This is a genomic window from Nocardia sp. CA-136227 (genome assembly GCF_050955695.1).
In the GTDB taxonomy this organism is placed as follows: domain Bacteria; phylum Actinomycetota; class Actinomycetes; order Mycobacteriales; family Mycobacteriaceae; genus Nocardia.
The window spans coordinates 5,941,827-5,960,719 of record NZ_CP192081.1; the positions used below are offsets into that span (position 1 = coordinate 5,941,827).

21 protein-coding genes and 1 pseudogene are annotated in these 18,893 nt (G+C 67.8%); 7 read left to right on the forward strand and 15 right to left on the reverse strand.

Annotated elements, in window-relative coordinates:
* Window position 1 precedes the first annotated feature (1 nt).
* The 10 genes from gcl to ACQP06_RS27525 all read right to left on the reverse strand — a co-directional run bounded on the left by gcl (window position 2) and on the right by ACQP06_RS27525 (window position 9,145).
* Window positions 2-1,780, reverse strand: coding sequence for a glyoxylate carboligase (gene gcl / locus ACQP06_RS27480; RefSeq protein ID WP_433667367.1), 1,779 nt, complete (start codon window positions 1,778-1,780; stop codon window positions 2-4).
* A 2-nt stretch (window positions 1,781-1,782) separates the two neighbouring features.
* The gene (locus tag ACQP06_RS27485) at window positions 1,783-2,673 is read right to left on the reverse strand and encodes a 2-hydroxy-3-oxopropionate reductase (protein ID WP_433667369.1); all 891 of its coding nucleotides are present in this window, start codon (window positions 2,671-2,673) and stop codon (window positions 1,783-1,785) included.
* Window positions 2,674-2,713: 40 nt separating this feature from the next.
* Window positions 2,714-3,535, reverse strand: coding sequence for a hydroxypyruvate isomerase family protein (locus ACQP06_RS27490; protein ID WP_433667370.1), 822 nt, complete (start codon window positions 3,533-3,535; stop codon window positions 2,714-2,716).
* Window positions 3,536-3,717: 182 nt separating this feature from the next.
* Complete coding sequence (locus ACQP06_RS27495; protein WP_433667372.1) at window positions 3,718-5,124, reverse strand: nucleobase:cation symporter-2 family protein; 1,407 nt, start codon at window positions 5,122-5,124, stop codon at window positions 3,718-3,720.
* A 46-nt stretch (window positions 5,125-5,170) separates the two neighbouring features.
* The gene (pucL, locus tag ACQP06_RS27500) at window positions 5,171-6,076 is read right to left on the reverse strand and encodes a factor-independent urate hydroxylase (RefSeq protein ID WP_433667374.1); all 906 of its coding nucleotides are present in this window, start codon (window positions 6,074-6,076) and stop codon (window positions 5,171-5,173) included.
* A 6-nt stretch (window positions 6,077-6,082) separates the two neighbouring features.
* Complete coding sequence (gene uraH, locus ACQP06_RS27505) at window positions 6,083-6,418, reverse strand: hydroxyisourate hydrolase (protein ID WP_433667376.1); 336 nt, start codon at window positions 6,416-6,418, stop codon at window positions 6,083-6,085.
* On the reverse strand, window positions 6,415-6,912 hold the full coding sequence (uraD, locus tag ACQP06_RS27510; protein WP_433667378.1) for a 2-oxo-4-hydroxy-4-carboxy-5-ureidoimidazoline decarboxylase: 498 nt from the start codon (window positions 6,910-6,912) through the stop codon (window positions 6,415-6,417). Before uraD ends, uraH begins: the two co-directional genes overlap by 4 nt.
* Before the next feature lie 127 nt (window positions 6,913-7,039).
* Window positions 7,040-8,383 (reverse strand): nucleobase:cation symporter-2 family protein, encoded by a 1,344-nt coding sequence (locus tag ACQP06_RS27515; RefSeq protein ID WP_433667379.1) that lies wholly within the window; start codon window positions 8,381-8,383, stop codon window positions 7,040-7,042.
* A gap of 140 nt (window positions 8,384-8,523) precedes the next feature.
* Entirely contained in the window at window positions 8,524-8,913 is a 390-nt protein-coding gene (locus ACQP06_RS27520; RefSeq protein WP_433667381.1) for a helix-turn-helix domain-containing protein, read from the reverse strand.
* A complete protein-coding gene (locus tag ACQP06_RS27525; RefSeq protein WP_213559929.1) occupies window positions 8,906-9,145 on the reverse strand; it encodes a thiamine-binding protein in 240 nt (79 codons plus the stop codon). The genes ACQP06_RS27520 and ACQP06_RS27525 overlap by 8 nt, the downstream gene beginning before the upstream one ends.
* A 49-nt stretch (window positions 9,146-9,194) precedes the next feature.
* Between ACQP06_RS27525 and ACQP06_RS27530 the strand changes: the two genes are divergently transcribed.
* Window positions 9,195-9,959, forward strand: coding sequence for an IclR family transcriptional regulator (locus ACQP06_RS27530; protein WP_433667383.1), 765 nt, complete (start codon window positions 9,195-9,197; stop codon window positions 9,957-9,959).
* 243 nt (window positions 9,960-10,202) lie between these two features.
* Here the strand turns inward: ACQP06_RS27530 and ACQP06_RS27535 are convergent, their stop codons facing one another.
* Complete coding sequence (locus tag ACQP06_RS27535; RefSeq protein ID WP_433667385.1) at window positions 10,203-10,622, reverse strand: hypothetical protein; 420 nt, start codon at window positions 10,620-10,622, stop codon at window positions 10,203-10,205.
* A gap of 203 nt (window positions 10,623-10,825) precedes the next feature.
* Here ACQP06_RS27535 and ACQP06_RS27540 point away from each other — a divergent pair, with 203 nt between their 5' ends.
* Window positions 10,826-11,425, forward strand: a complete 600-nt coding sequence (locus ACQP06_RS27540; protein ID WP_433667387.1) for a hypothetical protein — start codon at window positions 10,826-10,828, stop codon at window positions 11,423-11,425.
* 63 nt (window positions 11,426-11,488) lie between these two features.
* Here the strand turns inward: ACQP06_RS27540 and ACQP06_RS27545 are convergent, their stop codons facing one another.
* A complete protein-coding gene (locus ACQP06_RS27545) occupies window positions 11,489-11,662 on the reverse strand; it encodes a hypothetical protein (RefSeq protein ID WP_433667389.1) in 174 nt (57 codons plus the stop codon).
* A gap of 111 nt (window positions 11,663-11,773) precedes the next feature.
* Here ACQP06_RS27545 and ACQP06_RS27550 point away from each other — a divergent pair, with 111 nt between their 5' ends.
* From ACQP06_RS27550 to ACQP06_RS27570, 5 genes are all read left to right on the forward strand, one after another.
* Entirely contained in the window at window positions 11,774-12,301 is a 528-nt protein-coding gene (locus tag ACQP06_RS27550; protein ID WP_433667391.1) for a phenolic acid decarboxylase, read from the forward strand.
* A gap of 83 nt (window positions 12,302-12,384) precedes the next feature.
* Complete coding sequence (locus ACQP06_RS27555; protein ID WP_433667393.1) at window positions 12,385-13,074, forward strand: DUF899 domain-containing protein; 690 nt, start codon at window positions 12,385-12,387, stop codon at window positions 13,072-13,074.
* Between the two features lie 31 nt (window positions 13,075-13,105).
* The gene (locus ACQP06_RS27560; RefSeq protein WP_433667395.1) at window positions 13,106-14,017 is read left to right on the forward strand and encodes a LysR family transcriptional regulator; all 912 of its coding nucleotides are present in this window, start codon (window positions 13,106-13,108) and stop codon (window positions 14,015-14,017) included.
* A 126-nt stretch (window positions 14,018-14,143) separates the two neighbouring features.
* Window positions 14,144-15,205, forward strand: a complete 1,062-nt coding sequence (locus tag ACQP06_RS27565; protein ID WP_433667397.1) for an FUSC family protein — start codon at window positions 14,144-14,146, stop codon at window positions 15,203-15,205.
* The gene (locus ACQP06_RS27570; RefSeq protein WP_433667399.1) at window positions 15,205-17,496 is read left to right on the forward strand and encodes an FdhF/YdeP family oxidoreductase; all 2,292 of its coding nucleotides are present in this window, start codon (window positions 15,205-15,207) and stop codon (window positions 17,494-17,496) included. The genes ACQP06_RS27565 and ACQP06_RS27570 overlap by 1 nt, the downstream gene beginning before the upstream one ends.
* 280 nt (window positions 17,497-17,776) lie before the next feature.
* Here ACQP06_RS27570 and ACQP06_RS27575 read toward each other — a convergent pair.
* The 3 genes and pseudogenes from ACQP06_RS27575 to ACQP06_RS27585 all read right to left on the reverse strand — a co-directional run.
* A pseudogene (locus tag ACQP06_RS27575) lies at window positions 17,777-17,890 on the reverse strand (AAA family ATPase); the annotation flags it as partial.
* Between the two features lie 23 nt (window positions 17,891-17,913).
* Window positions 17,914-18,198 carry a hypothetical protein gene (locus ACQP06_RS27580; protein WP_433667401.1) on the reverse strand — a complete coding sequence of 95 codons (285 nt, stop codon included), beginning with the start codon at window positions 18,196-18,198 and terminating at the stop codon, window positions 17,914-17,916.
* Between the two features lie 4 nt (window positions 18,199-18,202).
* Window positions 18,203-18,598: a hypothetical protein gene (locus ACQP06_RS27585; protein ID WP_433667403.1), complete on the reverse strand. Its 396-nt coding sequence runs from the start codon at window positions 18,596-18,598 to the stop codon at window positions 18,203-18,205.
* Between the last annotated feature and the right edge of the window lie 295 nt (window positions 18,599-18,893).

Genomic DNA, 18,893 nt, shown 5'->3' on the forward strand with positions numbered 1-18,893 from the left:
TCTAGTCCAGCGGAACGGTGGCGGTCGGGGCGTCCGCGAAGGCGGAGGCCAGTTCCTCGAACTCCGTGATCGCGTCGATCCCGGCCGCGCCCATGGACACATTGGTGACCCGCTCGAGAATGCACTCGACCACGACGGGCACCTTGTACTCGGCCATCAGCGATTTGGCCTTCTCGAACGCGGGACCGATGTCCTGCGGCTCGAAGACGCGAATCGCTTTGCAGCCCAGGCCTTCCGCGACCTTGACGTGGTCTACGCCGTAGCCGTTGACCTCGGGCGAGTTGATGTTCTCGAAGTCCAGCTGCACGTAGTAGTCCATGTCGAACGCCCGCTGCGCCTGACGGATCAGGCCCAGGTACGAGTTGTTCACCAGCACATGGATGTACGGGATGTTGAACTGCGCGCCGACGGCCAATTCCTCGATCAGGAACTGGAAGTCGTAGTCGCCCGAGAGCGCCACCACCGGCTCGTCCCCGACCGCGGTGGCCACACCCAGCGCGGCGGGCAGGGTCCAGCCCAGCGGCCCGGCCTGACCGGCGTTGATCCAGTGCCGCGGCTTGTACACGTGCAGCATCTGCGACGCCTGGATCTGCGACAGACCGATGGTGGTGACGTAGCGGGTCTCTGGGCCGAAGGCCTTGTTCATCTCCTCGTACACGCGCGCCGGCTTCAGCGGCACGTTCTCGAAGTGCGTCTTGCGCTGACCGGTCGCGCGCTTGGCGCGCACCTGCCCGACCCACGCGCTGTGGTCGGTCAGACCGCCCACCTGGTCGAGGGATTCGGCGACCGCGATGAACTGCTCCAGCGCGGCGCCGGCATCGGAGACGACCCCGTAGTCGGGCGCGAAGACCCGGCCGATCTGGGTCGGCTCGATGTCGACGTGCACGAAGGTGCGGTCCTTGGTGTAGACGTCGAGCGCACCGGTGTGGCGGTTGGCCCACCGATTGCCGATGCCCAGCACGAAGTCCGCGGCCAGCAGCGACTCGTTGCCGTAGATGTGGGAGGTCTGCAGACCCACCATGCCCGCGTTCAGCTCGTGGTCGTCCGGAATCGAGCCCCAGCCCATCAGGGTCGGGACCACCGGAACACCGGTCAGCTCGGCGAACTTCACCAGCAGCGCGTCGGCGTCGGCATTGATGACGCCGCCGCCCGCGATGATCAGCGGACGCTGCGCGGCGTTGAGCATCGCCAGCACCTTGGCGGCCTGCGCCGGGGTGGCGGCGGGGCGCACGACCGGCAGCGGCTCGTAGGTCTCGATGTCGAACTCGATCTCGGCCAGCTGCACGTCGATCGGCAGGTCCAGCAGCACCGGGCCCGGACGGCCTTCGCGCATGAGCCAGAACGCCTTCTGGAACGCGCCCGGCACCTGCGCGGGCTCGAGCACCGTGTGCGCCCACTTGGCCAGCGGCTTGGCGATGGAGGCGATGTCGACGGCCTGGAAGTCCTCCTTGTGCAGCTTGGCCACGGGCGCCTGGCCCGTGATGCACAGGATCGGAATGGAATCCGCGGAGGCGGCGTACAGGCCGGTCACCATGTCGGTGCCCGCGGGCCCCGAGGTGCCGATGCAGACACCGATATTGCCGGGCCGGGCCCGGGTGTAGCCCTCGGCCATGTGCGAGGCGGCCTCGACGTGGCGGGCCAGCACGTGCTTGATCCCGCCGTGCGCCTTCATGGCGCTGTAGAAGGGGTTGATCGCGGCGCCGGGCAGGCCGAAAGCCTGTGTGGCCCCTTCCTTCTCCAGGATCAGGACCGCCGCGTCGACGGTGCGCATGCGCGCCATGCTCAGTTCTCCTTGTCCAGGGCGCCGCTCAGGCGCTCCACGCCGCGCAGCAGGGCAGAGTGGTCCAGGTGGCCGTCGCCGTTGGCGCGGGCCGAGGCGACCAGCTGCGCGATCAGCGAGCCGGCCGGGGTCACCAGACCGGCCTCGCGGGCGGCGGTGGTGAAGATGCCCATGTCCTTGTGGTGCAGGTCGATGCGGAAGCCGGGCGCGAACTCGCGGTTGATCATCTTGTCGCGCTTCTGGTTCAGCACGGCCGAACCGGCCAGGCCGCCGCCGAGCACGTCCAGCGCCGGGCCCAGCTCGACGCCGTAGGCCTCGAGGAAGACCACGGCCTCGGCCACGGCCTGGATATTGGTGGCCACGATCAGCTGGTTGGCAGCCTTCACGGTCTGGCCCGCGCCATTTGTGCCCACGTGCACGACGGTCTTGCCGACCTTGTCGAAAAGCGGCTGGGCGGAGGCGAAGTCCTCGGCCGAACCGCCGACCATGATGGACAGGGTGGCGTTGACCGCGCCCGGCTCACCACCGGAGACGGGGGCGTCGAGCAGCCGGAAGCCGCGCTCGGCGGCCTGCTTGGCCAGCTCCTGGGTGACGTCCGGGCGGATGGACGAGAAGTCGATGATCAGCGCGCCGGGCTCGGCGGTCTCGAAAACGCCCTTCTCCCCGGCCAGGACTTCCTGCACGTGCGGGGAGTCCGGCACCATCACGGCGATGACGTCCGCGCCGCGCACGGCGTCGGCGATGGAGGTGACGGCCCGGCCGCCCGCGTCCACCAGCGGCTGCGCCTGGGCCGGGTTGCGGTCGAAGCCCTTGACGGCGTGGCCGGCGTTCTGCAGGTGGACGGCCATCGGGCTGCCCATGATGCCGAGGCCGATGAAAGCGATGTTGGTCATGATCTGTTCCCTAAGTCGGTGAATGTCAAAAGTTTTCGGTCTACTTGGCGGCGCGGCGCTCGCGCGGCAGCCATTCGAAGGCGTCCTCGGAACGGCCGGAAGGCTTGTACTCGAGGCCGACCCAGCCCCGGTAGCCGCGCGACGCGAGGTCGGTGAGCTGGAGCTCGAGCTGGAGTTCACCGGTGCCGGGCTCGTTGCGGCCCGGGTTGTCGGCGATCTGCACGTGGGCGATGCGGTCGGTGTGCTCGGTGATCACCTTGTCCACGTCGTCGCCGTTGACGGCGAGGTGGTAGAGGTCGGCGAGCAGGCCGATGTTCGATACCCCGGAATGCGCCTGCACCTTGTCGATGACGGCGAGACCGTCGGCGGCGGTCAGCAGCGGGTAACGCGGTGCGCCGGAGGCGGGTTCGACCAGCACGGTGGCCCCGATGCGGGCGGCGGCCAGCGCTGCGGCGGAGAGGTTCTCGACAGCCAGCTCGTCCTGCTGCTCGGCGGTGGCGGCTTCGACGCGGTTGCCGTAGAGAGCGTTGAAAGCCTTGGTGCCCAGGCGTTCTCCGATGCCCACGGTGACGTCGATGTTGTCCTTGAACTCCGCCGCGCGAGCCGGCCAGGAGACCAGGCCGCGGTCGCCGCCCGGCATGTCACCGGCGAAGAAGTTCAGGCCGATCAGCTGCACGCCCGCGTTCTGGACCGCGGTCACGAAGGCGTCCACATCCTTGTCGGACGGGACCGCCTCGGCGAACGGCCACCAGAACTCGATGGCGTCGAATCCGGCCTGGCGCACGGCTTCCGGGCGCTCCAGGACGGGCAGCTCGGTGAACAGCAGCGAGCAGTTCACGGCGTAGTTCAGCGTGTGGGTCATCAGGAATCCCTCCAGTCGTTCCCGCAGGTTCTCCGCTGTTTTCCATAATGCGGAAATATTTTTTCGGGATATGAAAATGCTAGAGCTCCCGGAACAAGCCCGTCAAGAGAGTTCCGGGAGCTACCGGCCGGTAGAGCGGGAAATATACGAAGTTGCGGAATCGAGCGCGGATCCCACTCGACTCAGTCGCGGATGTCGTCGTCCAGGCGTTCGCCCAGATCGTCCTTCCGATCCTCGACCGCGGCGAATACCGAAGCGCCCGCCTTGTTTCCGCGCGTGATCTCGTTGAACACCAGGTTCAACACGATCGCCACCACGGCGGTGGCACTGATCCCGGAGTGCATGATCACCCCGAGCCAGGTCGGGAACTTGTCCCAGAACGTCGGCGCCGCAATGGGAATCAGGCCGACACCCAGGGCCACCGCGACGATGACCATGTTCAGGTTGTCGGTGAAATCCACCCGCGCCAGCGTGCGGATACCGCTCGCCGCCACCGATCCGAACAGCACGATGCCCGCGCCGCCCAGCACCGGATACGGAATCCCGGCCACCACCGCGCCCACCACCGGGAACAGGCCCAGCAGCACCAGCACCAAACCGCCTGCGGCGACCACGAATCGGCTCTTGATGCCGGTCAGCGCCACCAGCCCCACGTTCTGCGCGAAGGCGCTGCACGGGAAGCTGCCGAACACCGGCGCGACCGTGGTGGACAGCATGTCGGCCCGCAGGCCGGCCGCCACCCGCGCCGAATCCACCTCGGTGCCGACGATCTCGCCGATGGCGAGGATGTCGGCGGTGGTCTCGGTCATGATCACCAGCACCACGATGGTCATGGACACGATCGCCCCGACCTCGAAGGTCGGCCCGCCGAAGTGCAGGATCGGCGGCAGCGCGACGATTTTCGCCGTGCTCACCGCACCGAAGTCGGCGTGATGGGTGAGCAGGGCGAGGACCGTGCCGACCGCCAGACCCAGCAGGATCGACAGCCGCGAGATCGCGCCCTGGAACACCCGGCTGATCACCAGGATGATGAGCAGCGTGAGCCCGGCGAAGCCGATATTGCCCACCGATCCGTAGTCGGCGGCCTTCGGATTGTTGCCCATCGCCCACCGGAACGCGGTGGGCAGCAACGAGAGTCCGATCACCGTGATGATCGTCCCGGTCACCACCGCCGGGAACAGGCGCACCAGCTTGGCGAAGAAGCTGGACAACACCAGGCCGATCAAGCCGGCGACTATGATCGCCCCGAACACCGGCCGGAGTCCGCCGTCGCTCGCGATGGTCACCATCGTCGAGACGCTCGCGAACGAAATGCCTTGCACAATGGGCAATCTGGAGCCGATCGGCCCGATGCCCAGGGTCTGGAGCAGGGTCGCCAGGCCGGAGACGAACAGGCCCGCTGTCACCAGCAGCGCCATGTCCGACACCGAGAGCCCGGCCGCACCGCCGACGATCAGCGGCGGCGCGATCACTCCGCCGTACATCGTGAGAATGTGTTGAGTTCCGTAGATCGCCAACTGCCCCACCGAATGTCGCGCATCCTCGGGTCGGGTGACGGTCACTGACACGCGGCTCTGGTCATCACCCATCGCCGCACCTCCTAGATCAGGAAGAGGGGAATCAGGCTCTGCCTGGTCAGCAAAAGCCGGGGGTGGCGAGCCAGGCGTTGCCGGACTCACGAGCGTCGTCGCGCTCGACGGTGGCCTCGATGAGGCCGTAAGGGCGATCCGCGGCGATGAAGACCTCGCCCGGGTTCTCGACATTGAACGGGCTCAGGTCCACCAGGAAGTGGTGCTTGTTCGGTGCGGAGAAACGGATCTCGGCGACCTCGGTGAACTGCTCGAGCACGGCGCGGCCCATGGAGTACAGGGTCTGCTGCAGCGCGAGGGAGTGCACCACGGCGAACTGCCGCAGGATGGTCTTGAGGATGGCGTCGTAGGTCTTGTCCCAGTCGACGTCGGTGTGGTTGTAGCGCCACTTGGCCACCAGCGAGGTCGCCATGATGCGGTCGTTGGTCGGCCGCAGGGTGGTGTACTTGTCCTTGAAGAAGCCGTGGAACTCCGAGCCCGTGGTCTTGAGCAGGGTCAGGTCGCGGACGCCGGATACCACGTGCGCCACCCGATCCGGGCCGACGCCGTCGACGTTCACCACGGTGGTGCGGATGCCCTGACCGGACTTCACGAACGAGTGGTCGTGGCCGGAGCCGTCGACCTCGATGCGGTCCCAGGCGTATTCCTCGATCTCGACGCGCGCGCCGGTGGCGGTGGGGGCGCGGGAGATGAAGTGGTCGGCGAGGGTGAGACCGAACTCCTCGATGGAGTGCACGCCCTTCTCCTTGGCGAAGGAGAAGGCGGTGTTCTTCTGGGTGTCGGTCGGCAGTACGTCGCCCTGATCGCCGGTGATGTGGGCGTCGGCGAAGTCGCCGCGCAGCGCCGAGGAGACGTTCAGGTCGCGGATCTGGTGGCGCGGAGTGTCGCGGTAGACGCGCACGACCCGGTTCTCGGCCTTGCCGTACTGGTTCTGTCCCAGCTTGATTGCCATAGGGGTTCAGCTTCCTCGATAGGTGGAATAGGCGAAGGGGCTCATCAGCAGGGGCACGTGGTAGTGCTCGCCCGGCTCGCCCGCCACGGTGAACGTGATCGACACCGTGGGATAGAAGTAGGTCTGTCGGGTTGCGGCGGAATAGGACTCGATGTCGAAGGTGAGCCGGTAGTTCCCCGCCTCCAGCCCCTCGGGGCCGAGGTCGCGGACGCGGCCGTCGTCATCGGTCTTGCCCTCGGCCAGCACCCGGGTCTCGGGGCCGAGGTGTTCCAGCCGGACCGGGACGCCCGCGGCGGGCTTGCCGAGCGCGGAATCCAGGATGTGCGTCGTAATGGTGCTCATTGTTCGAAGACCTTTCGCAGGCGCAGGACGGCGATCTTGCGCAATTCTCCGGCCACCACGGCCGCCTCGGCGGCATCGTCGTTGGCGAGGCGCTCGTGCAGGTTCGTGAGGATCTGCTCGGCCGACAGGCCGGTAGCGCAGATCAGGAAGACCCGGCCGAATCGCTTCTCGTAGGCGCGGTTTCCGTCCAGCAGCTGAGCGGCGACGGCCACGTCCTGCCCGACCCCGGCCTGTTCCTGGCGCGACCACGCCGATCCGGTGCCGGTGCCGGCGACCCGCTCGCCGATCCGGGGGTGCGCGGCCAGGGCATGGTCCACGTCGGCGCCGGACAGTCCGGCGGCCAGTTCGTCGGCTCGGGCGAGCACGCCGTCGATATCGGCGTAGGGCCGGTCCGCCAGCACGGCGTCGGCCCATTCGGGCACGTCGCAGCAGGTCAGCAGATCCGGCCGGAGTCGTTCACCGGCTGTCGAATTGAATTCGCTCAACGTCACCATCGGCGCTACCTCTCTCGGATGACGGAAGGGTGATTCCGCCACTCGAGAAGAGTGTCACGGGCCACAACAACTCGTCAACAGTTTGTTGAATATATACACGGGCCGCAGGTCAGAGCACTGGTTCGGCTCAGGCCGAGGGGGCCAGAGCGGGGGTCGTGCGCGAGCGGAACAGCTGATGCAGCACCAGGGCCGTCAGGCAGCCCGCGCTGATTCCGGACGCCATGATGATCGACACCGGACCCGGCAGACCGGCATAGAACGAAGGGGCGACCGTCGGGGTCATCCCGACGAACAGCGAGACGCCCACGATGAGCGAATTGATCGGGTCGCCGAGATCGGCCTTGGCGAGGGTACGGATGCCACTGGCCGCCACGGTCCCGAACAACACCAGTCCCGTCCCGCCCAGCGCCGGTTTGGGCACCAGCTCGACCACCGCGCTCGCCACCGGGAAGAGCCCGAGCAGCACCAGCAGCGCACCGCTGGCGGCCACCACGAAACGGCTGTACATCCTGGTCAGCGCGACCAGACCGACGTTCTGCGCGAAAGCGCCGCACGCGAATCCGCCCATCACCGAGGCCAGCACGGTGCCCAGTCCGGCGGCCCGCAGACCGCCCGCTATGTGGTGCTCCTCCGCGGGCCGGTCCACGATCTCGCCGAGCGCCATCATGGTCGCGGTCGATTCGGTCATCACCACGAGCATGACGATGCACAGCGAGACGATCGCGCCGATCTGGAACTGCGGAACGCCGAAATGCCAAGGCGGAATGAAGCCGACCAGCGCGCTGGAGCGCACCGGGCCCGTATCCAGCAGTCCCAGTGGCCATCCCGCCAAGGACCCGGCGACCAACCCGATCAGCAGAGCGAGCTGCCGACCGAACCCTTTCAGGAATCGATGACACAACAGCACCACGACCAGGGCGATCGCGGCGACGAGGAGGTTCTTCAACGGCACGTGCGCCTCCCCCATCGCACCCTCCCCCGCGCCGCTGATCCAGCCCAGCGCGACCGGCAGCAGCGACAACCCGATCAGCGAGATGACGGTTCCGCCCACGATCGGCGGGAAGAACCGGTGCAGCCGTGAGAAATACGGCGCGGCGAACACCGCCAGCATGCCCGCCACCAGGGTCGCGCCGAAGATCACCGGCAGCGCCTCCCCCGGCGCGGCGTCCTTGGCGATGGCCAGGATCGGGCCGACCGCGGCGAAGGAGCCGCCATTGATCAGCGGCAGCCGCGCGCCGAACTTCCACCAGCCCAGCGACTGCAGCAGGGTGGCCAGGCCCGCGGTGAACAGGCTCGCGGTGATGAGCAGGACCGTGTCGCTGGTCCCCAGCCCGACGGCCGCGCCGACGATCAGCGGGGGCGCCACGACTCCGGCGACCATGGCGGCGATGTGCTGCAGGCCGCCGGCGACCAGCTGCCAGGGCGGCGGGATGACGTCGACCGGATGTCGTTCTGGCGCTTCTGTTTCCATGGGAACGCAGCCTCTCTCGGATCGCGGAAGGGTCATTCCGCTAGCCGAGAAGAGTGGCATGGGCCACACTGGTCGTCAACAGTTCGTTGAAGATATACAGAGATCCCCGGTCAGCGCCATGACCCGAGCCGCGGGACCGGTCAGGCGCGCTCGCGGTTGAGGTAGTTGTAGACGGTGAAGCGGGTGACGCCCAGCGCCGCCGCCACGGTCTCCGCGGACTTGCGGAAGGTGAACGCGCCGCGCTCCTCAAGCAATCGCACGGCACGCTGCTTCTCGGCGCGCGGCAGCCCGGCGAGCGGGCCGCCCAATTCACCGGCCACCTCGTCGAGCAGCCGTTCCAGGCCGCCCAGGGTGTCGGCCTCCGGCTGACCGAAACGCACGCAGGCCAGCGTCTCGCCCTGCCAGACCAGCGGGACGTCGTCGGCGGCGGCCTCACCGGCGGACACCAGACGGCCGCCGGTCTTCTCCAGCAGGGGCGCGAGGGTCACCAGGACCGGGTGCGACGCGTCCACGGGCGAATGTTCAGTCATCCTGCTCGACCTGCATGGTCACCCGGGTGGCGCCGTGCGCGAAGGCGGTCACCATGATCTCGCCCAGCACCGGCAGCAGCCGCTCGTCCGACCCGGCCACCGAGGTGCCGAGCGGACCGAAATCGCATTCCAGACCGGCCGATTCGGCGAGCTCGAGCGCCGCCAGGGCATGCGGCGGGGCCTCCCCTTCGCCGTGGAACGGTTCGGTCGTGAACTCCGCGCGTAGCCGCATGCGCCCCAGGCTACTATTCCGGCATTCGGAAAAACTAAGGAGGACCGGGGTGCCCGCAGCGAAGCAGCCGAAGGGCAGTTCCGGGGGTGTGCAATCCATCGAGCGCGCGTTCGGGCTGCTGGAACTCATGGCCGACGAGGGCGGCATGATGGGCCTGTCCCAGCTGGCCACCGAATCCGGGCTGCCGCTGCCCACCATCCACCGCCTGGTCCGCACCCTGGTCGATCTGGGCTACCTGCACCAGGAGCCGTCCCGCAAATACGTGCTCGGACCCAAGCTGATCAAACTCGGCGAGAGCTCCTCCCAGATGCTGTCCGTCCTCGCGCGCCCGCACCTGGCGCGGCTGGTCGACGAGCTCGGCGAATCCGCGAACATGGCCATGCTCGACGGCGACCAGATCGTCTATGTGGCACAGGTACAGTCGCGCCACTCCATGCGCATGTTCACCGAGGTGGGCCGCCGCGTCCTCCCCCATTGCACCGCGGTCGGCAAGGCGATCCTGGCCGGATCCCCGCCGGACCTGACCCGGGAGTTGTTGCGGCGCACCGGAATGCCCCGCTACACCGACACCACCATCACCGACCCGGAGGAGTTCGCCCGCCAGCTCGACCAGGCCGCCCGAACCGGCTACGCCATGGACGAAGGCGAGCAGGAACTGGGAGTGCGGTGCGTGGCGGTCGCCGTCCCGAAAGCCCCCGCCCGACTCGCCATTTCGGTATCGGGCCCCGTCGGCCGAATGACCGAAGAACTCGTCGAGCGCGCCGCGCCGCTGCTGGCGGAGGTCGCCGCCGCCCTGTCGGACGATCTCCAGTAAGCGCGACGCCGCCGGCCAACCACCCCGGGCAGTGCGAGCTGCGCGCAACTATCCAGCGGCCCATCCGCATTCGCCGAATCCGCGTGGGCCGGACCGGCGGCCGCGCAGACCGCGACCAGTGCCGATCCATCCCGCAGCAGGCTCCGGGCAATCTTCCCCCGCAACGGATCCTCATTCGCTCGTCACGCAGGTGATTCAGACCAACGAATTCAGGACCGTACTAGCCGGTTCGGTGCGGGCGCGTTATTGCACGGTGAATGTCGCGAATCCGGGGGTGTAAGTGCCGCCGGGCGCGAGCATCAGGGCCACCCGGCCGGGGCCGGTGTCGATCGTTGCGGCCGACGGGATTCCGTTCAGGCCGTCGGACAGCATCGCCACCCCGGTCGCCCCCGTCGACAGGTTGATCCAGTTGACCGGCGTGGACACGAAGCAGCCCCAGCCACCGGACTTGGCGCCGGTGACCACCACGGCCCCGGGCTGTCCGCCGAGCACCGCCGCGCAGCGGGCGGGGAAGGCGTCGAAACTGCCGTTCGGGTTTCCGTAGGGCGCGGCGTCGATCTGGAAGGGAATGGTGACGGTGTCGGCCGCGGCCGTCCCGATGGCCGCCAATCCACAGGCGGCGAGCACCGTTCCGGCAACGGCCGACCGACGAGCGAATTTCATATCCGAATCTCCTACGCAGTAATCGACGACGTTCTGACCAGGCGAATTCGAATTCGATTCTGCCATGCCCATTCCCGGATTGCCGGGTTCACCCCGAAGCCCGCTGGCATATCTTCAGCAAATTGGGGCAGAGACATATCCGAACCGGCTCCGGCTTCGAATCCTGATGCGACAGACATCGATGCATCGGAATGAGGTTTCTTATGGGCCTTCATCAGGCCAAAAGTCCGGTTCGTCCGGCATTTCGGCGCGCGGCCGCCTATGCCGTCGCCGGAGCACTTCCCCTGTCCCTGTCCCTGCTGAGTACCGCACCCGCTCTCGCCGAAGAGCCGGCCCCGGCCGTCCAACCCGTCACCCCCATCCCGGATTCGTCGATCCGGATCGGCACCATGAAGCTCGACCAGCCCTTCTTCCTCACGCCCGAGCAGACCCAGCAGATCAACGACACCTCGGCGAGCGCGGAATCGGTGCTGACGCAAGCCCTGGAAGCGGCCGGAGTCGACCATGCCCGGGCCACGCACACGGCGAAGACCGTGATCACCGACTCCCTCATCGGCGCGAGCGTCGGCGCCACCGCCGTGAGCCCGATCGCCGCGACCGGCGCGCTCATCGGGGTGGTCGCGGGTCTGGTCGCCGGCTTGCCGTTCGCACCGATCGGTCTGGTGATCGTTCCGGTGTTCGGCGCGGCGGTCGGCTACGCCATGGTCGCCGCACCGTTCGCGGCGCTGGGCGCAGGGGTCGGCGCCGCGGTCGGAGCGGCGGAGGGCCTGCTCACCGCACCTCCGGCGACACCGGCGAGCTGAATGCGGCCGCGGTGCCGTCGATTCCGGCGGCACCGCCCGGCTGAAGCTCGGAACAGCCGGATCCTATTGAGACGCTACAAGTTCCAGAAGCGCGTACAGCTCACGCCACTGCCGGTCGTCCAGCACGGCCAGAGCGGGGACCGAGCCGAAGACCTCCTCGTCGAGCTGTGCGCGCCGCGTCTCCCCCGCGAGGGTCGGCGTGTGCTGCCGCTGGTCCGGGTGCCCGTGGGCGGCCAACTGAGCGCGCGACCGGGAACACCCTTCGGTTTCCTCGAAACGGTGTGATCAGCGGATAGGCTGGCGGAGATCACCCGGGGCTCGACGCAGGTCGGCCGAGAGGAGTTCACGATGAGCGCCGAGGAAGCCGCCACCGTACCGGCCTGGGCCGGCGACCTGACGGGCATCGTCGGGCAGCACCTGATCTACACGTACGAGAACGGCTGGAAGTACGAGCTGTACGTCCGTAATCCCCAGACCGTCGCGTTCCGGTGCCTGATGGGTCCCATGTTCGGCCGCTGGTCCACCGCGCAACCGGCGAAGATCGTCCAGCTCGGCGACGACCTGTTCAAACTCGCCTGGGTGGAACCGACCGGTACGGTCACCGTGGTCATCGCCTGGCTCACCGAGCGCCGGGTCCACACCACCATCTGCTACCCGCAGTGGATGCTCGACTACCCCGAATTCACCCTGGGCCGCTACGAGGACAACATCCCGGAGATCACCGCCGCCCGTAACCGCGGGCCCGCCTACCCCCAGACCATGGTCGCGGCCACCGGGCACATCACGTTTCTGGAGGCCCGCAGCCCCGATGACGACACCGTCATCGACCGCCCCCCGGGCAGACTCCCCCACGATTACGCCAACCGCTCCAACTGACTTCGGCCACACCGATGAATTCCGCGCGCTGATCCCGTCCTCACTGTCAGCACGCAATCTGTGAGCCGGTCAGGAGGACCTCCGTGAGCACCCAGCCCTTGCCACCGATCGTCGACGCCGCCACCTGGCGCAAAGAACTCGAAGCCCTGCGCATCCGCGAGAAGGCCACCACCCGTGAGCTGGACGCCATCGCCGCCCAGCGCCGCCACCTCCCCATGGTCGAACTCCCGACCTACACCCTCGAAGGCGAGGACGGCCCGATCACCCTCGCCGAGATCTTCGACGGCAGATCCCAGCTGATCGTGTACAACCACATGTGGTTCGAGGGCAAGGAATGGCACTGCCCCGGCTGCACCGGATTCACCGCCCAGTTCACCCGCTTCAACTTCCTCGACAACTACGACGCCCGCTTCGTCATCATCACCCAGGGCCCGATCGACGAGGCGCTCGCCTACAAGCGCCGGGTCGGCAACCAGATGCCTTGGTACTCAACGGCGAACAGCACCTTCGGCAGCGACGTCGACGCACCGCCCGGCGGCGGCTTCGGCGTGAATGTCTTTCTGCGCGACGGCGATACCGTCTACCGCACCTGGCACACCAATGGCCGCGGGGTGGAACAGATCGCCCATACCTTCCCCCTCATCGACCTGCTCCCCTACGGACGCCGGGAAGAGTGGCAGGACTCGCCGGCCGGGTGGCCGCAGTCCCCGACCTATTCCGGCTGGGTCTCCTCCGAGGACATCGCCGCCGCCTACGGCGACCCGAATCCCTAGGACTCCGCCGCGGCCGTGATCGAATGTGGTCATGTTGTTCCGGCAGCTCGAGTACTTCGTCGCCCTCGCCCGGGAGCGTCATTTCGCGCGAGCCGCCGCCGCCTGCTACGTGTCGCAACCGGCATTGTCGGAGGCGATCCGCAAGCTCGAGCATGAGCTGAAGGTGCCGCTGGTCAAGCGGGCGCGCACCTTCGAGGGGCTCACTCCCGAAGGGGAGCGGCTGGTGCTGTGGGCCCGCCGGATCCTGGCCGATCGCGATGCGCTGCAGCAGGAGGTCGTGGCCCTGCAGACCGGTCTGACCGGTGAGCTGCGGCTGGGGGTGATTCCCGCGGCCGCGGCCACCGTCGCCCGGCTCACCGATCCGTTCTGCGCGGACAACCCGCTGGTGCGGGTGCGGGTGGACACCGGCTTGGAGTCGGCCGACATCGTCGACCGGCTGCGGCGCTTCGAGCTCGATGCGGGACTGGTCTATCCCGACGGCCGAGATTCGCCGGACGTGACCGTGACGCCGTTGTACTCCGAGGACCATGTCGTGCTCGCCGCGGAGGGACTGCTGACCGGTGCGACCGCATCGGTCGACTGGGCCGAGGTGGTGGAACTGCCGCTGTGCCTGCTGCGTCCGGGGATGCGCGGGCGCGAGCTGATCGACGACGCGCTGGCCGGTCACGGGCTCACGGCCGACCCGCGACTGGAGACCGATTCGGTGGCGACCCTGTTCGGTCAGGTCGCCACCGGACGCTGGGCCACGATCGTGCCCGAGTCCTGGCTGCGCGCGACGCGGCCACCGGCGGGTGCGCGGGTACTGCGGCCGCGCGATCCGGTGACCGCGACCATCGCGCTGGTCACCTTGGCGACCGAGCCGGTGCCGCTGATCATCCGCGCCTTCACCGAAACCTCGCGACTCGTCCGTCTAGACGCCGGACCAGGCCTCGACCTCGGTTGATCGGCCGCACCTATCAGCCGGTAGCAGCCACGTCTTGGACGCCGGACCCCTCCGCGCCGAACACTTGATCTCTACATCCGCCGGACTCGATCGCCGCGGGTACCGAGCGAGAGGCGGAGTGGGAACGTGCGTGCGGTGCTGGCGGTCCGCGAGGCGGCGACGGGGTTGTTCACCGTCGGGCCCTCCGCCGACCACACCCGGCACGCGCTGCGCGTCGCGACGGGACTGGTGATCCCCGGGTCGGTGCTGCTGGTCCTGGGCCGGACCGACTTGCTGATCTTCGCCATGTTCGGCTCGTTCGTCGGCATGTACGGACGCGGCAGTTCGCGGCGCGAGCGGGGGCGGCATCAGCGGTCGGCGGCCCTGCTCATCGGCGGCGGTGTCGGGATCGGCGTGCTGCTGGCGGCGACCGGTGTCGCGCCGGTCGTGCTGGTGGTGGTCGAGAGCGGATTCGCGGCCGCGGCCTCGCTGCTGGCCGATCGCCGCGGGATCCGGCCCGCGGGCCCGTTCTACGCGATCTTCGCGCTCGGGGCGGTCTCGTTGACACCGGCGGGTCTGGCGAAACCCCTTCCGGCGCTGGTGGTGTTCACGGTGACCGCGGTGCTGTGCATGGTGCTCGCCGTCCTCGACAGCGAAACCGTCGACGCGACAACCGCATCCGTACGGCCGGGTGCGCATTTCGGTGCACGGCACGCGACGCGCTACGCCGTCGCGGTCTCCGGCGCCGGTCTGGCGGGTCTGGGATTGGGTGTGGGCCATGCGAATTGGGCCATGGCGTCCGCCGCAGTCCCGCTGGCGGCCCTCGACGCCGGCGCTCACCTCTCGCGGGGGCTGCACCGGGTCGCGGGGACCTTCCTGGGGCTCGGGTTGTCGGCGGTCCTGCTGATCCCCGGCCCGCGCCCGGTGCTCACCGGCGCCCTGGTGCTGGCGCTGCTGTTCCCGACCGAGCTGTACATGGCCCGCAACTACGCGCTGGCGCTCGGATTCTTCACACCGCTGATCATGTTGATGACCAGTCTGTCGGTCGTGACCAGCCCGGAGCGGCTGCTGATCGATCGCGGCGTGGACACGGTTCTGGGTGTTGCTGTCGGTGTGCTGGTGGCCGTCGGCCCTGAACATCTACGCTGGCTATCACCGACTGGATCCGCACCACACCGACCGCAGGCACGTTGTCGAAGGGATCTGTGATGGCCATCGATCACACCAACCGGACCGAGTCCGACGGCGGGCCGAGTTTCCACCCGTACGACCATCCCGCTGCCGGCTGGGGTGCCGCCAAGTCCGTCACCGAGTTCATGATCGGCCAGGAGCGCGAGCCGATCCTGGGCACGCGCGCGATCCTGAAGATGAATCACGAGAACGACGGTTTCGACTGTCCGGGCTGCGCCTGGCCGGATTCCATCAAGGGCATTCATCTCGACATCTGCGAGAACGGGATCAAGCACGTCACCTGGGAGATGACCCACAAGCGGGTCGACCGGGACTTCTTCGCCGCCCACACCGTGACCGAGCTGTCCGGCTGGAGCGACCACGACCTGGAGAACCAGGGCCGCCTCACCGAGCCCATGACCTACGACCCGGAAACCGACCGCTATGTCCCGATCGGGTGGGAGGAGGCGTTCGAGCTGGTCGGACGCACCCTGCGCGAGCTGGACGACCCGAACCGGGCCGCGTTCTACACCTCCGGCCGCCTCGGCAACGAGGCCACCTTCCTGTACCAGCTGATGGCCCGCGAGCTGGGCACCAACAATTTGCCGGACTGCTCGAACATGTGCCATGAGGCAAGCGGCCGCGCCCTGCAGGCCGCGCTCGGCACCGGCAAGGGCACCTGCGACCTGGCGGACTGGGAGACCACCGACGCCCTGTTCATCATGGGCGTCAACGCGGCCTCCAACGCCCCGCGCATGCTCACCGCGCTCGCCGAGGCCGATCGTCGTGGCGCCCAGATCGTGCACATCAATCCGCTGATCGAGGCCGGTTCGCGGCGCACCATCATCCCGCACGAGTTCCTGCACATGGCGACCTTCCATGCCACTCCCACCGGCACCCTGAATCTGCAGACCCGCATCGGCGGCGACTTCGCGGTGATCCGCGGTATCGCCAAAGCTGTTCTGGAACAGTCGAAGACCGATCCGAAGGCGCTGGATCATCGGTTCATCGAATGCCACACCACTGGATTCGAGGCCTATCGCGCCAAGGTGGAAGCCACCCCGTGGGCCGAGATCGAGGAGCAGTCGGCGCTCACCGAGGCCGAATTGCGCCGTGCCGCAAAGATTTACCGGGAGGCGGACCGCTCGATCATCAGCTGGTGCCTGGGTGTGACCCAGCACGAGCACGGCGTCGATACCATCCGCGAGATCGTGAATCTCCTACTGCTGCGCGGCAATCTGGGCCGCGAGGGCGCGGGCCCGTCCCCGGTCCGCGGGCACAGCAATGTCCAGGGCAACCGGACCTGCGGCATCGACCATCGTCCGAAACCGGAGTTCCTGGATCGCCTGGCGGAGGTGTGCGGCATCGATCCGCCCCGCGCGCACGGCCTCGACACCGTCGGCACCATCGAGGCGATGCAGGCGGGCAAGGTCACCGTATTCGTCGGCATGGGCGGCAATTTCGCCCTGGCCGCCCCCGACACCGCCTACACCTCCGAGGCGCTGCGCCGCTGCTCCCTGACCGTCCAGGTCAGCACCAAACTCAACCGCAGCCACCTGGTCCACGGCGCCCGCGCCGTCATCCTCCCCTGCCTGGGCCGTACCGAACGCGACGAACAGCGCGCCGGCCTGCAGCAGACCTCCGTCGAGGACGCGATGGCCATGGTCCACCTGTCCAAGGGCATGAAGAAGCCCGCCTCCCCGCACCTGCTCTCCGAGCCCGCCATCATCGCCGGTGTAGCGAAAGCCGCTCTCCCCCGGACGAATACCCCCTGGGACCACTACGTCGACGACTACGACCGCATCCGCGACACCATGGCCGAGGTCATCGACGGCTTCGAGGACTTCAACCGCCGAGTCCGCCTCCCCCTCGGCTTCCGCATCAAACAACCCGCCCGAGAATTGGTCTTCCTCACCTCCTCCGGCCGAGCCGAATTCTCCACCGCCGACCTCCCCGACCTCACCCCCGCCCCCGGCACCCTCACCCTCGCCACCATGCGCTCCCACGACCAGTGGAACACCACCATCTACTCCCACGACGACCGCTACCGAGGCATCAAGAACCTCCGCACCTTGGTCCTCATGAACCCCGACGACATGCGCGACCGCAACCTGAAGCTGTTCGACGAAGTCGACATCACCAGCATCGCCCGCAATGGCACCACCCGAACAGTCCACCGCTACAAGGCAATCCCCTACGACATCCCCCGCGGCTGCGCCGCCGGCTACATGCCCGAACTCAACGTCCTCTGCGCCATCGGCGACTACAGCACCCAAAGCGACCAGCCGATCATGAAGAACGTAAACGTCACCATCGAACGCTCCGGCTGACAGCCCGCCCGCGAGGAAACCTCCCTGGCCTAGTCCACCCCCACCGCTTTCACCTGGTCGGCAAGGTCAGCGAAATCAACTGCGCGCGAGGTATCCACCACGACGACGGGCGACAGCCCGAGCGGCGCCGCATCCGCCACCTAGTCGTCCCAATCCTCGACCAACCGCTGCCGATCCCGATGAATGGGGTCACGCCGCCGCGCCACATACCGCGCCCTCGCAACCTCCGCCGAAACATCACACCAAACCTCACACCCCCAACGAACTCCGCCAACGCCTCCTTGACGACGTCCTTGGACAAGAACAACGCTTCCAGTTCCTCGGCCAACCCGCGCCCCAAACTCGTCTTCCCCGCACCCGGAAGCCCATTGACCAGCACCAGAAGTCGGTTCATCCCTCAATAGTCACCTGTCACGATCACTCCAGATCGTCGTCCCACCTGATGATGAAACTCCAGGTCGCGCTGTCCTCGTTGCCTGGGTAGCCATACATTGTTCCAGCATTGAAGCAAGGCACAGGCCGCCACTGGATCACAGCGTCCGTCCGGCCTTCGGCGGCCGCGCGGGCATCCGCCACCGACTCGTATTTGCCGATCTCGTACATTTCGCCGCCGCAGCCGTAGAAGGCGCAAGGGTGATACTCGAACAAGGTCTGCTGATTCACGGCAACCACTTCCGGCCGCATCGGGCCGGAAGTGGTCATCGGGTCATGCGGCGTCGAGGGCCGCGGCGATCTTGCGGGCCATGGCGGTCACCGCCGGGCTGGGATCGCCCTTGGCCTGGGCGGTGGCCTCGACCGCGACCAGCACGGTGTCGCGGAAGTTGGCCGCCTCGGCCGGGTCCTGCGCGCCGAGCAGGGTGATCGCCGCGGTCAGCGCGGGCAGCACCTGATCGGCCAGCTCGGCGACGTTCTTGCCGTCCAATTGGATGTCACGTGCCCGGGTGGAGAGCACGTGTCCGACCACGCCGGTCGCCGAGGTGAGGGCGATGGAGCCCTGGCTGCTGCCCTTGTGCGGCGCCCCGGCGGCGGACAACAGGGCGAGCGCGCCGAACGCGGCGGTGCGGATGGTGCTCTTGTCCTGGTCGGTCAGGGTGATGGACATGTCGTGTCTCCTTCGAATCTCTGTTGATCCCAACCGGTTCGGTCCCGGTCGTTTGTTCGATGGACACACTGTGGCCGCGCAGACTGACAGCGACCTGACGGCAACCTGACATGTCTACTGACATGGAGGGATGTTGTCCGGTCGTGAACGACTCGCTGCGTGAAAATGATCGAAAGCTCACCGAGGGCACGGTTTCCCCACGTCGCCGTGACGCCTGTGAAGACCTGGTTTCAGATAGCGGTATACCGCTGCTGGGCATGACAGGGTGGCGGCATACGCCGCTGACCCAGGAGCC